Below are 12,225 nucleotides of genomic sequence, written 5' to 3' on the forward strand. Positions count from 1 at the left end.
TTCACTGACAGCTGTCTAAAAAAAGCCCGCATCAGCGGGGTAGAAAATGACTGCTTTAATTTCCCTGGTGTCTGGCTGACAAGCATCTTGTCAGTCTTAATTCTGCCAGCATCAGGATGAAACAGGCAGTTGATTTACCCAATCAATTCAATGGGTAAAATTTATCTGCTGAGACGCAAAATTGAGTGTTTTTCTGATGGTTTGCTTTGACGACGGCGTTAACATCAGACATTTCGTTCACAGGAGTTATAATGAAGGGGCAATTAGCCTGCGTGCTGACTATCTTACTGCTGGCTGGCTGTACCGCACATCAGCCAGGGGCGTTTGAACGTATTGATGAAGATACTGCGGTCAATACGGTGCAATACCGCTACGATCCGCTGAAAGTAGATAATGCGGCGTTACAGAAAGAGCTGAGAGCCTATTGCCAGGCACGAGGGTTTGATAAAGTGGAAGCGCTCAGGCCGCAATCCAGCAATATTCCCGGCTTAGTAAAAACCTGGTATCAATGCAACTACGCGATTAAAAGTTAATCAAAAGACGAAAAAATCTGTTGTCCGGTACAGTCCTGCTTAACCCTCTCCGCGTCTGGCATCATTACCCCGCAGTCAGGATGCTGGCGGTTTATCATCGGTGTCTGTTTTAATTTTTCTTCTTACACCGGCGGGTAAATTTTGCTGAAAAAGAGCAGAAAATGTGTTCGCGATAAGCGGATAGTGGTGAGGTTTGTTCAGGGCAATAATCAGTTAACCGTGATTAACTTAAAAAAATCATCAGCCTCACCGGGTTTTGTCTCAATCTTTACTAAGCTGTTTTCAACTCAGGCAAGAGAAAACAATTATGACATATCCGGTCAGGCATGTTCTGGCGGTCCAGGCAGAACTGGGAGAATGCCCGTTGTGGTCAGTGCAAGAGCAGGTTCTTTATTTCGTTGATATTCTTGCCCCTGCCATTCATCGTTTCAATCCGCAAACCTGCCAGCATGAGGTTTTTCCTGTTGCTGAGCATATTGGTTGCCTTGGCCTGCGCGCTGGCGGGGGATTTGTGGCCGCGCTGCGCAGTGGCGTCTGCCTGATGGACACACAGGGTCACATCACCCGCTGGCTGGCTGAGAATCCCGATCCCAGCGATAAAAGCCGTTTTAACGACGGTCGCGTGGACCCATGGGGACGTTTTTGGTGTGGCAATCTCTGGCAACCACAGGATCGTAACGCGGCGCATTTGTGCCGGCTGGATAATCAGTATCATTTTCGTGTAATGGCCGGTGATATTAAAATTTCTAACGGGCTGGCATTTTCACCCGATCGGCGCTGGATGTACCATGCGGATACGCCGAACGGCGTGCTTTATCGTTATCCGCTGGATAATCAAGGTGAACCCGGTGCTCGCGAGGTACTGCGACGGTTTGACGCCACCGGGGAAGGCTTACCCGATGGCGCAGCAGTAGATGCTGAAGGTTATTACTGGTCGGCACTGTATGGCGCGGGCAAGGTGATACGTATTGATCCGGCAAACGGTGAAACCGTGGCAACAATTGCGCTGCCGGTGCGCTGGCCAACCATGGTAGCATTTGGTGGTGCGGCGTTAAAAACCTTGTATATTACCTCGTCACGTGAGGATCGCAGTGTGCAGGATTTAACTCGTTATCCGCAATCCGGCGACCTGTTCGCGGTAGACCTGCCGTTTGCTGGTCTGGCCGAGTCGCTGTTTCAGGACAACTGAAAACCGCCGTTGCTTGTTTCATTCGCTTCTGCCATGGCGTGCCATCATGCTGGTGAAACGGGGGTGTCAGCCAGCGCTGGCCGTTTCGTTGCGACTTCTGCCCGGTTACGAAAAAAAACCTCACTATCTGACTGTAAAACAAGCAAACGACCGTAGCTGTGGTTAATTTTATTATCAGACAGGTTATACTGGCGCGCGTGGTCTCCTTAGTTAAATGGATATAACGAGCCCCTCCTAAGGGCTAGTTGCAGGTTCGATTCCTGCAGGGGACGCCATTCTCACCGCAGGCGGCTTTGCGTGTTCAACGCACCGCTTTCATCATCTCAGCTGTTTTCTGAATCCTCCGGACAAATAGATAACTCAGACGAGGCCTACGCCGGAGGTTTATGATCGGGGTCTGCAGCGTATTTACGTGACATGGCTGTTCTGACCAGGGCAGGCCTGAATGCACCCGCAATACATCCAGGCAGATGTGATAATCCCGCCTGATTGTGCCGTCCTGAATGACCCCGGAAGCGGTCGGATTATTAACCGTGAAGTCAGCGTATAACCGTATGGCGTTTGTCAGCGCGTTATGATCTGGCTGATAGTCACCACCTTGATGGTTACGGCTGGTCAGGCGCTTGTGATATAGTCGCAGATAAGGTTAATTAATATGATGCCGCCTGATGCTGGAAGCCCGCAGCCTGACCTGCGTTCGCGGAGAACGCACTCTGTTTAGCCAGTTAAGTTTTACCGTTAATCCTGGTGATATCCTGCAGATAGAAGGGGTTAACGGGGCAGGGAAAACCTCATTATTGCGTATTCTTGCCGGCCTGCACCGCAGTGAGCAGGGGCACGTCTGCTGGGACGGGCAGGATATTTTACAGCAGCGTGAAGCGTTTCACCGTCAGCTGCTATTTCTCGGGCACCGTCCCGGGGTTAAAGCGCTGCTGACGCCACTGGAAAATCTGCGTTTTTATCATCACGATCGGCCAGAGCAAGCTGTCTGGGATGCTCTGGAATCAGCCGGTTTACTCGGTTACGAAGACGTGGCTATTTCGGCACTTTCTGCCGGTCAGCAGCGACGTGTGGCACTGGCACGACTCTGGCTTAGTCAGGCCAGCGTATGGATTCTTGATGAACCGCTGACGGCCATTGATAAAGCCGGGGTCAGTTTTCTTATGCAACGACTGGTTGAGCACGTCAGCCTCGGCGGCATGGTGGTGCTGACTACCCATCAGGATCTGCCGCAACAGGGTTATCCGCTGCGTAAAATCCGTCTGCTGGCGGCGGAGACAGTATGATGTTCTGGCGGATTATTCAGCGTGAATTACGCACTGCATTTCGCAGTGGTGCGGAAATAATGAATCCGCTATGGTTTTTTCTGATTGTGATAACGTTGTTTCCATTGGGTATCGGTCCGCAGCCCGCACTACTGGCGGCCATCGCGCCGGGCATTGTCTGGGTGGCCGCGTTACTGGCCTCGTTGCTGGCGTCAGAACGACTTTTTCGCGATGATTTTGCCGATGGCTCGCTAGAGCAATTGCTGCTGTTGCCGCTGCCGCTGCCGGTCACCGTACTTGGCAAAGTGACTGCCCACTGGATAATAACCGGTCTGCCGCTGATTGTGTTGTCGCCACTGGCTGCGCTGTTGCTGTCGTTAGATTTTAACCGCTGGTGCGTGCTGGCGTTGACGCTGCTGTTGGGAACACCGACACTGAGTTTGCTGGCGGCTATTGGTGTTGCTCTGACGGTAGGTTTGCGCCGTGGCGGCGTATTACTCAGTCTGCTGACGTTACCGCTGGCTGTCCCGTTACTGATTTTTGCCAGTGCCGCGATGGATGCCGCGGCCACGGGGCTGCCTCTGACGGGGTATCTGGCTATCCTGGGCGCTTTTTTGCTGGCCAGCGCGGTGTTATCGCCATTTGCAACGGCCGCTGCGTTACGTATTAGCCTGGATTAAAACAAGATACAGACAGCGTCGTTGCGGCTGCAGGGTATAGCAAAACCCGTTTAATTTTACTTATTATGTGAGCAAAAAAAGATGTGGAAATGGTTACATCAACTGGCGAAGCCGGAACGGCTTTATCAGTTATGCGGTCGTTTAGTGCCATGGCTCGGTGCCGTCGCTGTGGTCGTTCTGCTGCTGGGCTGGATTTGGGGGTTTGCTTTTGCTCCGGTCGATTATCAGCAGGGAAATAGCTACCGCATCATGTATATCCACGTACCGGCAGCCATCTGGTCGATGGGCGTGTATGGCATCATGGCTATGGCTGCTTTTACCGGCCTGGTCTGGCAGCTGAAAATGGCCGATATGCTGGCTGCCGCAATGGCACCGGTAGGGGCGGTTTTTACTTTCATTGCGCTGGTTACCGGTGCCGCCTGGGGTAAACCTATGTGGGGAACCTGGTGGATCTGGGATGCGCGCCTGACTTCTGAACTGATACTCCTTTTTTTGTACATGGGCGCGATTGCGCTCTATCTTGCCTTTGACGATCGGCGTACCGCCGGGCGGGCCGCCGGCATTCTGATTCTGGTGGGGGTGGTGAATCTGCCGGTTATCCACTATTCCGTTGAGTGGTGGAATACGCTGCACCAGGCCAATTCCGGATTGTTGCAACATTCAATCGATCCCAGCATGCGTACGCCGCTGCGCTGGTCAATTCTCGGTTATCTGCTGGTGTTTATCACCCTGACGTTAATGCGTCTGCGTAACCTGATTTTGCGCAGTGAACACAACCGTCCCTGGGTGGCCGCATTATTGACTAAAGGAGTGCGTGTGCCATGACGCCTGCATTTTCCAGCTGGCAGGATTTTTTTGCTATGGGTGGTTACGCTTTTTATGTCTGGCTGGCGGTTGTTTTGACACTGCTTCCCCTGCTGGTACTGCTGGTTCATACGCTGCTTACCCGGCGGTTTCTGCTAAAAGAAATCCAGCGAAAACAGCAGCGTGCACGCCGAATTCGTAATGCCAAAACCAAAAACAGCCTTCCATCGGCTACGGCAGGAGAGTAAATGTGAACAGCCGTCGTAAAAATCGTCTGATCATGGTCGTCTGCGTGCTGGTTGGACTGAGTCTGGCGACCGCGTTGGTGATGTATGCGCTGCGATCGAATATCGATCTTTTCTATACGCCCGACGAAATTATCAATGGTAAGGGCGCGACACATCAAAAGCCGCAACCCGGACAACGTTTAAGGGTTGGTGGCATGGTGTTACCCGGAAGCGTGCAGCGCGATCCTCATACGCTGGCGGTCAGTTTTCAGCTTTATGATGGTAAAGGGATGATTAGCGTGCATTACGTCGGAATTTTGCCCGATTTGTTCCGTGAAGGGCAGGGGATTGTTGCCCAGGGCGTACTGGAAAATGCAACGCTGGTGAATGCAAAAGAGGTGCTGGCAAAGCACGATGAAAAGTATACCCCGCCGGAAATTAAAGATGCGATGAATAAAAACCAGAACGGCCCGACGACAGAGGCCGGGAGCCCTGGATCATGATGCCGGAAATTGGCAGTTTTTTGCTTTGCCTGGCGCTGGGACTGTCGCTGTTGCTCAGCTTTTATCCGTTATGGGGAGCCTGCCGCCAGGATCGTCGGCTAATGGCTACTGCACGTCCACTGACTTACGGACTGTTTTTGTCAATTGCGGCGGCGTTTATTATTCTGATTCATGCGTTTGTGGTAAATGACTTCAGCGTGGTGTACGTAGCAGATAACTCTAACTCTCAGTTGCCGGTGTATTATCGTATTGCAGCAACCTGGGGAGCGCATGAAGGGTCGCTGTTATTATGGGTACTGCTACTGAGTTGCTGGACACTGCTGGTGGCGTTGTTCAGTCGCACCATGCCACAGGATGCTGTGGCCCGCGTGCTGGCAATTATGGGCATGATCACTTTTGGTTTCCTGCTGTTTATTACGCTTAACTCAAATCCGTTTGCCCGCACGCTGCCGCTGTATCCGGTGGATGGCCATGACCTTAACCCGATGCTTCAGGACCCTGGTCTGATAGTGCATCCACCGCTGCTTTATATGGGTTATGTCGGTTTTTCTGTGGCTTTTGCCTTTGCTATTACTTCGCTGATGACTGGTCGCCTCGATACCGCCTGGGCGCGCTGGTCGCGTCCCTGGACCACCGCCGCATGGATGTTTCTGACCTGCGGTATCGTGCTGGGATCGGCCTGGTCTTATTACGTGCTGGGCTGGGGCGGCTGGTGGTTCTGGGACCCGGTGGAAAATGCCTCTCTGATGCCGTGGCTGGCTGGTACAGCACTGATGCATTCGCTGGCGGTAACTGAAAAACGCGGCAGTTTTAAAGCCTGGACGGTGCTGCTGGCCATTACGGCTTTTTCTCTTAGTTTGCTGGGGACTTTTCTGGTCCGCTCCGGCGTGCTGGTATCGGTTCATGCATTTGCTTCTGACCCGGCACGCGGCCTGTTTATTCTCGCTTTTCTGGTAATAGTAATTGGCAGCTCTTTGCTGCTTTACGCCCTCAAAGGGGGCAAAGTGCGTAGCCGGGTACAAAACGACATCTGGTCGCGCGAATCATTTTTACTGGGGAACAACGTGCTGCTGATTGCCGCCATGCTGGTGGTACTGCTTGGCACCCTGTTGCCGCTGGTGCATAAGCAGCTGGGTCTGGGAACCATTTCGGTTGGTGAGCCTTTTTTTAATATGTTGTTTAGCTGGCTGATGGCACCGTTCGCGCTGATATTGGGTATCGGGCCGTTGGTACGCTGGCGTCGGGATCAGCCGCAAAAATTGTGGAAACGACTGGCGCTGGCGCTGGTGGTGACGCTGATTCTTTCCATGTTATTACCCTGGCTTATGCAGGACCGTATCGCTGCGATGAGTGTTGTCGGGCTGATGATGGCGCTATGGGTGATTATTCTGACCCTGATGGAGCTGCATGAACGGGCAACCCATCGTCAGCGTTTCTGGCGTGGGCTGAGGCAGTTAACCCGCAGCCACTGGGGGATGGTGCTGGGGCATCTTGGTGTGGCGGTGACGGTTATCGGCATTGCTTTTAGCACCAGCTACAGCGTGGAACGTGATGTCAGGATGCGTGCCGGCGACAGTGTGGATATCCATAATTATCATTTTACTTTTAAAGGCGTTAATGCTTTACAGGGACCCAATTACAGCGGCGGCGTTGGCATTATTGCCGTCACGCGTAATGGCAAGCCGGAAGCGGTACTGCGCGCAGAGAAACGGTTTTACCGCGCGGCGCGTACAATGATGACGGAAGCTGCTATCAGCGGAGGACTGACACGCGATTTATATGCGGCGCTCGGCGAACAAATGGCCGGCGACAGCTGGGCTGTGCGTATTTATTACAAACCCTTTGTGCGTTGGATTTGGCTCGGTGGGGTGTTGATGGCGTCTGGCGGCCTGCTTTGTCTGTTGGATCCCCGTTACCGGTCGCGTAAAAAACTGGCGAGGGAGCTAACATGAATAAAAAATTGCTCTGGATTCCACTCGGGTTGTTTATGCTGCTGGCCGCTGCCCTGCTGTGGCAGCTTAGCCGGAATGCGACAGGTGATGATCCTACCTTGCTGGAGTCGGCACTGGTTGGCAAACCGGTGCCGCAATTTAAGCTGGAAGCACTGGATAGCTCCGGTAAGTTTTATGATCAGGCCGTCCTGATAAACGGTAAGCCGCTGTTGCTAAATGTCTGGGCGACCTGGTGTCCCACCTGCCGGGCAGAACATCAGTATCTAAACCAACTGGCCACCGGAGGGGTGCGGGTAGTGGGCCTGAATTATAAAGACGACCGCACAAAAGCGATAAATTGGCTCAACACTCTCGGTAATCCTTATGCCCTGAGCCTGTATGACGGTAACGGCATGCTGGGGCTGGATCTGGGGGTTTACGGGGCACCGGAAACCTTCCTGATTGATGGTAAAGGTATTATCCGTTATCGCCATGCCGGCGATATGACACCGCGCGTCTGGCACAACGAAGTCAAACCGCTATGGCAGAAATACAGTCAGGAGGCGGGATCATGAGACTGCTGTTACTGCTACTGGCATCACTGTTCTGCGTCAGTACGCTGGCGGCGATTGATGTGCGTCATTTCAGCTCCCCTCAGCAGGAACAACAATATCGCAGTCTGACCGAATCGCTGCGCTGTCCCAAATGTCAGAATAATAGCATTGCGGATTCAAATGCGATGATTGCCGCTGATATGCGGCTGAAAGTTTATCAGCTGTTGCAGCAAGGCCTGACGCCGCAGCAGATACGGGACTATATGATTGCCCGCTATGGCAACTTTGTCAGCTATCAGCCGCCGTTCGAGCTATCCACTATTATTCTGTGGCTCGGACCGCTGCTTTTTTTACTGGCCGGAGGCGGGATGATTATTGTTCGCGGCAGACGAATGCGTCGTTCGCCGGTTAATTCAACGCTTAATGCTGAGCAGCAACGTCGTCTCGACAGCCTGTTGCACGACAGGAAACAATCATGACTCTCTTCTGGTTGATCCTGTTGTTATTGCTGGTGGCCGCAGTGATGTTGTTCGTCTGCGCGGGCTGGCGTCTTCACGTTGAGCCACAAACCGATCGCGCTAAGCTGAATAAAATTTTTTATCAGCAGCGATTGCAGGAACTGCAGCGTGATGATGCTGAAGGACTGCTGAGCGGTCACCAGGATATGGTTGGGGAATTGCAGCAGACCTTGCTGGACGATATCCCGCCAGCCGATCCGCCGCCGGCCACAACGGGATCGCGCTGGCTGCTTTTTCCCGGTGTGCTGTTGCTGATATTGGTGAGTGCAGGCTGTTATCTGAAAACCGGTGGTTTGCTGCAGTTATTACAGTGGAAGCAGGTGCAGGATGATCTGCCGGCGCTGCGGGCACAACTGATGGATCCGCAGGCGCGGCCATTAACCATGGCGCAGTTAAGCGAGCTGGGGCTTGGGCTGCGCAGTGCTTTGCAGCAAACGCCGCAGAATGTTAATGACTGGATGATGCTGGGTCGCATTGGCATGGTGCTGAATGATGCGCAAACGGCCCGCCAGGCGTTTGAAAAAGCACTGCGGTTACAGCCAGAAAACCAGCAGCTACGGCTGAATTATGTTGAAGTACTGGTGCGTTCACCAGACCCTCAGGATAACCGTGAGGCTAGCGGGATACTGCAGGACATGTTGCAACAGGATGGCAATAATATTGCGTTGCTTGGGCTGGCAGCGGTTAATGCTTATAGCCAGCAGCAATATGTGCGCGCCATCAAAATATGGCAACAAATGTTAACTTTATTGCCAGAGAATGATAAACAGACCGCCATGATTGAAAGTAGTATCGAGCAGGCAAAAACCCAGGCCGGTCAGCAAAATAGCTGGTTATCGCTAAAGGTTTCTTTAGCCGCTGCGGCCAAAACCATGTTACCGCCGCAAGGAGTATTGTATATTTCTGTTTCCGATGGTGTTTCGCCTGTCCCGGTGGCAGTGAAGAGAATGCCATTGAGCCATTTTCCTGTATCACTGAGGCTTGATGACAGTGATGCGATGATCCCCGAACGCCTGCTTTCTGCTCAGCATCAGATACAGGTCCGGGCGCGTATCTCACGCGATGGTCACGCCAGTCCGCAATCGGGAGACTGGATAGGGACCAGTGCGGTTATGCCTTTTGATGGTCATCAGCAGCTGGCGGTGGAGATTAATCAGCAGCAGCCGTAAGCATGATACACGACTTTTAGCACAGGGAGACTTGTATGAATTTTCGCCTGACGGGACTGGTACTGGCAAGCGTGTTTCTGGCCGGTTGTGCCAGCTCCAGACCAGCGAATGAATCTCAGGGCCGTTCCGATCCTCTGGAAGGCTTTAACCGCACGATGTTTAATTTTAACTACAACGTGGTGGACCCCTATGTTTTGCGTCCGGTTGCCGTGGCCTGGCGCAATTATGTACCGGTACCGGCGCGTACCGGCGTCAGTAATTTTCTCAGTAACCTTGAGGAACCCGCCAGCATGGTTAATAGCATACTGAAAGGGAATGCCAACAATGCTGGCGTGCATTTTACCCGTTTTTTCCTCAATACCGTGCTGGGACTGGGCGGGTTTATCGATGTTGCCGGCAAAGCCAATCCTCAGCTAGCGCGTAATGCGCCTGAACGCTTTGGCACTACGCTTGGCAGCTATGGCGTCGGCTATGGACCTTATGCCCAGCTTCCGTTCTATGGCAGTTTTACGCTGCGTCAGGAGGGGGGCGACTACGTGGATGATATCTACCCGGTGCTGAGCTGGCTGACCTTCTGGATGTCGGCAGGAAAATGGGCGTTACAGGGTATTGAAACCCGCGCCGAATTACTGGATTCCGATGCGATTCTGCGTAATTCAAAAGATCCTTATATTTTCGTTCGTGAAGCTTATTTTCAGCATAACGATTTCCTGGCTAATGGTGGTAAGCTGAAACCACAGGATAATCCGAATGCTGCGGCTATTCAGGACAACTTAAAAGAAATTGACGCCGGCAATTAAGCGCACAATAAAAAAGACCACCGGAGGTGGTCTTTTTTTTCCAGCATTGATCAGAATTTGTAATTAAATTCCGCACCGTACAGCCAGGCTTTACCATTCGAATTAAACGTATAGGGAACCGGTGTTCCCCCGTTGGCCTGCGTGGCTGCCAGGTCAACACCTTCTTTAACCGTGACTTTCTGGCCGTGCATATAAGACACACCGAAATCGACAGAGGCATTTTCATTAAAGGCGTAGCTGGTGCCAAGACTTAGCCACAGGCGATCCTGGTCGGGGATGGAAATTGAGCGTTTGTCCGAAGGAACCGGGCTATCATCAAAGGCAACCCCTGCGCGGAAGGTCCAGTTGTCATCATAAAAATAGGAGGTTCCCAGCGCGATACGATAAGCATCCCGATAGCCTTCTTCTTTATGGAATAACGTCTGGCCGTTAGCGCCGGTGGCTTTCAGTTCCTGGAACTGGCTCCAGCTGGTATAAGCCATGCTGTAGTGCACCGCCCACTTAGGCGCGACTTTATGGTAGCCAGACACTTCCCATATTTCAGGCAGATTTAGCGTTAAAGATCCCGGAATGGTGCTGCCGCTGGTGCCATAAGGCAAGCCAAACTGGCCGATGACAGGATTCAGCTGGCTGGGAATATTGCTACTGTAATCGCCGTCGAAATCGATTTTAACTTCCGAGCGGTAGGTAAAACCAAAACGGTTGTTATCATCTACTTCATACAGAATACCGGCATTCCAGCCATAACCCCATTTATCTCCTTTCAGATGGGCAATTTGTGTGTCAGCAGGTACCGCCGGCAGACCTGCCGCCGGAAGCAGAGAACCAAGCTCACCGGCATAGCGTTCGATTTTAGCGCGGGCGTAAACCGCGTCAAAACCGACACCGAAGCTGAAATGGCGGTTAAGGCGATAAGCGGTACTCAGATTGAGGTTAGTGGTCATTAAATCGGTTTTACCGCCATAACTGCCGGCAGCGTAGCCATTATTGTATTCAGTGGCTAGACCATAATTACTGGTTGCCGATGCGCCAATCCACCATTGGTCGGAAAGCGGCTGAACATAATGAATATTAGGAACCCATTGATTAGGGGCAATATTTTTTGCATCAAGGCTGTTACCCGATGCGCTATGCCCGGTGATATCAACCTGGGGATTAACGTAAACGGCGCCAATTGAAAACATTGGCCTGTCCATCAGCGCCATCGTTGCCGGGTTACGGCTGGCGGAAGCTGCGGTATCGCCTATCGCGCCTTCACCAGAATAGGCGCGCCCAAGACCGGTTGCTGAAAATTCATTGAGCTGAAAGCCGGCCGCTGAAACGTGAGTTGTAACAAGTGCCACTGCTGCTGCCAAAGCAGACTTTGCAAACAGGTTTTTATGGTTCATGACCACAACCTCATTATCTAATTATTTAAAGTATGTTACATCGCAAAACAATGGATCGCGGATTGTAGGGACTGGAATACATCTGACAAATCAGACCAGTTGCCCAAGTATAGGTCCGACCTGTAGGAATGTTGCAATATTGTTTTTCAAATATTTCTTAGATGTTTTTAAAAAAGCGATCAACTTAACAAAATCTTTCTTTTTGTTTTCAATAAAACTTTCTGGTTTGCGCTGGATCATTGTTTATCGTGATAACGCACGGTCACGCTGCTTGCTGCGTGACAGCGGAGTAAAATACTATCAGTGATAAAGTGTTTAACCAGTGCAAGACTAAGGAGCCAGTTTTGAACAACTCTCTGAACAAATGCAGTGCCAATGAAACCGCAGCCTGTTGCTGTGTGGATATCGGCACCGTTATGGATAATGCAGACTGCAGCGCGTCGTGGATAAAACAGTATGCCGATCGCCAGCAGGCTCAGCAGGCGCTGGCAGAGTTGACGCAGAAAGCCCGCGCTGCAGAATCTGAACCCTGTCTTATTACCTCGCGTTTTGAAGAGGATGCCAATGGTGTCTGGCTGGGGGCTGATTTTACTTTTTGCTGTCAGGCGGAAGCGATGATTTTTCAGCTGGGACTGCGCTAACCTCCCGTTCTCAAACCGGCAGT

14 protein-coding genes and 1 tRNA gene are annotated in these 12,225 nt (G+C 52.0%); 14 read left to right on the plus strand and 1 reads right to left on the minus strand.

Translation table 11 applies throughout. From position 1 onward, the window contains the following. The first annotated feature begins 251 nt into the window (after positions 1–251). The 13 genes from BL249_RS01125 (at position 252) to mlaA (ending at position 10,173) form a co-directional block, all read left to right on the plus strand. Positions 252–533 (plus strand): hypothetical protein, encoded by a 282-nt coding sequence (locus BL249_RS01125; RefSeq protein ID WP_099705128.1) that lies wholly within the window; start codon positions 252–254, stop codon positions 531–533. Between the two features lie 307 nt (positions 534–840). After that, the gene (locus BL249_RS01130) at positions 841–1,722 is read left to right on the plus strand and encodes an SMP-30/gluconolactonase/LRE family protein (protein ID WP_099705127.1); all 882 of its coding nucleotides are present in this window, start codon (positions 841–843) and stop codon (positions 1,720–1,722) included. 200 nt (positions 1,723–1,922) lie between these two features. After that, positions 1,923–1,997, plus strand: a tRNA-Arg gene (locus BL249_RS01135). Positions 1,998–2,390: 393 nt separating this feature from the next. Then, complete coding sequence (gene ccmA / locus BL249_RS01140) at positions 2,391–3,008, plus strand: cytochrome c biogenesis heme-transporting ATPase CcmA (protein ID WP_099705126.1); 618 nt, start codon at positions 2,391–2,393, stop codon at positions 3,006–3,008. After that, complete coding sequence (gene ccmB, locus BL249_RS01145; RefSeq protein ID WP_099705193.1) at positions 3,008–3,667, plus strand: heme exporter protein CcmB; 660 nt, start codon at positions 3,008–3,010, stop codon at positions 3,665–3,667. The genes ccmA and ccmB overlap by 1 nt, the downstream gene beginning before the upstream one ends. A gap of 81 nt (positions 3,668–3,748) precedes the next feature. Continuing rightward, a complete protein-coding gene (locus BL249_RS01150; protein WP_099705125.1) occupies positions 3,749–4,492 on the plus strand; it encodes a heme ABC transporter permease in 744 nt (247 codons plus the stop codon). Further along, positions 4,489–4,719, plus strand: coding sequence for a heme exporter protein CcmD (gene ccmD / locus BL249_RS01155; RefSeq protein WP_099705124.1), 231 nt, complete (start codon positions 4,489–4,491; stop codon positions 4,717–4,719). The genes BL249_RS01150 and ccmD overlap by 4 nt, the downstream gene beginning before the upstream one ends. A gap of 2 nt (positions 4,720–4,721) precedes the next feature. After that, the gene (gene ccmE, locus BL249_RS01160) at positions 4,722–5,201 is read left to right on the plus strand and encodes a cytochrome c maturation protein CcmE (protein ID WP_099705123.1); all 480 of its coding nucleotides are present in this window, start codon (positions 4,722–4,724) and stop codon (positions 5,199–5,201) included. Then, complete coding sequence (locus tag BL249_RS01165; protein ID WP_099705122.1) at positions 5,198–7,153, plus strand: heme lyase CcmF/NrfE family subunit; 1,956 nt, start codon at positions 5,198–5,200, stop codon at positions 7,151–7,153. Before ccmE ends, BL249_RS01165 begins: the two co-directional genes overlap by 4 nt. Continuing rightward, on the plus strand, positions 7,150–7,707 hold the full coding sequence (locus BL249_RS01170; RefSeq protein WP_099705121.1) for a DsbE family thiol:disulfide interchange protein: 558 nt from the start codon (positions 7,150–7,152) through the stop codon (positions 7,705–7,707). The genes BL249_RS01165 and BL249_RS01170 overlap by 4 nt, the downstream gene beginning before the upstream one ends. Beyond that, positions 7,704–8,165: a cytochrome c-type biogenesis protein gene (locus tag BL249_RS01175; protein WP_099705120.1), complete on the plus strand. Its 462-nt coding sequence runs from the start codon at positions 7,704–7,706 to the stop codon at positions 8,163–8,165. Before BL249_RS01170 ends, BL249_RS01175 begins: the two co-directional genes overlap by 4 nt. Continuing rightward, positions 8,162–9,373, plus strand: coding sequence for a c-type cytochrome biogenesis protein CcmI (gene ccmI / locus BL249_RS01180; protein WP_099705119.1), 1,212 nt, complete (start codon positions 8,162–8,164; stop codon positions 9,371–9,373). The genes BL249_RS01175 and ccmI overlap by 4 nt, the downstream gene beginning before the upstream one ends. Positions 9,374–9,408: 35 nt before the next feature. Further along, positions 9,409–10,173: a phospholipid-binding lipoprotein MlaA gene (gene mlaA / locus BL249_RS01185; protein ID WP_099705118.1), complete on the plus strand. Its 765-nt coding sequence runs from the start codon at positions 9,409–9,411 to the stop codon at positions 10,171–10,173. 50 nt (positions 10,174–10,223) lie between these two features. Here the strand turns inward: mlaA and fadL are convergent, their stop codons facing one another. Then, positions 10,224–11,561 carry a long-chain fatty acid transporter FadL gene (gene fadL / locus BL249_RS01190; RefSeq protein ID WP_099705117.1) on the minus strand — a complete coding sequence of 446 codons (1,338 nt, stop codon included), beginning with the start codon at positions 11,559–11,561 and terminating at the stop codon, positions 10,224–10,226. Positions 11,562–11,905: 344 nt separating this feature from the next. Here fadL and BL249_RS01195 point away from each other — a divergent pair, with 344 nt between their 5' ends. After that, positions 11,906–12,202: a YfcZ/YiiS family protein gene (locus tag BL249_RS01195; RefSeq protein ID WP_099705116.1), complete on the plus strand. Its 297-nt coding sequence runs from the start codon at positions 11,906–11,908 to the stop codon at positions 12,200–12,202. Positions 12,203–12,225 lie beyond the last annotated feature (23 nt).

Origin of the sequence: Erwinia sp. OLFS4 (assembly GCF_002752165.1) — a bacterium.
Classification (GTDB): Bacteria; Pseudomonadota; Gammaproteobacteria; order Enterobacterales; family Enterobacteriaceae; genus Izhakiella.

Coding starts and splice junctions, on each gene's coding strand:
- BL249_RS01130 (WP_099705127.1), top strand. CDS start 841: ATGACATATCCGGTCAGGCATGTTCTGGCGGTCCAGGCAGAACTGGGA.
- BL249_RS01165 (WP_099705122.1), top strand. CDS start 5,198: ATGATGCCGGAAATTGGCAGTTTTTTGCTTTGCCTGGCGCTGGGACTG.
- BL249_RS01175 (WP_099705120.1), top strand. CDS start 7,704: ATGAGACTGCTGTTACTGCTACTGGCATCACTGTTCTGCGTCAGTACG.
- ccmD (WP_099705124.1), top strand. CDS start 4,489: ATGACGCCTGCATTTTCCAGCTGGCAGGATTTTTTTGCTATGGGTGGT.
- ccmI (WP_099705119.1), top strand. CDS start 8,162: ATGACTCTCTTCTGGTTGATCCTGTTGTTATTGCTGGTGGCCGCAGTG.
- ccmA (WP_099705126.1), top strand. CDS start 2,391: ATGCTGGAAGCCCGCAGCCTGACCTGCGTTCGCGGAGAACGCACTCTG.
- mlaA (WP_099705118.1), top strand. CDS start 9,409: ATGAATTTTCGCCTGACGGGACTGGTACTGGCAAGCGTGTTTCTGGCC.
- BL249_RS01170 (WP_099705121.1), top strand. CDS start 7,150: ATGAATAAAAAATTGCTCTGGATTCCACTCGGGTTGTTTATGCTGCTG.
- fadL (WP_099705117.1), bottom strand. CDS start 11,561: ATGAACCATAAAAACCTGTTTGCAAAGTCTGCTTTGGCAGCAGCAGTG.
- BL249_RS01150 (WP_099705125.1), top strand. CDS start 3,749: ATGTGGAAATGGTTACATCAACTGGCGAAGCCGGAACGGCTTTATCAG.
- BL249_RS01125 (WP_099705128.1), top strand. CDS start 252: ATGAAGGGGCAATTAGCCTGCGTGCTGACTATCTTACTGCTGGCTGGC.
- ccmB (WP_099705193.1), top strand. CDS start 3,008: ATGTTCTGGCGGATTATTCAGCGTGAATTACGCACTGCATTTCGCAGT.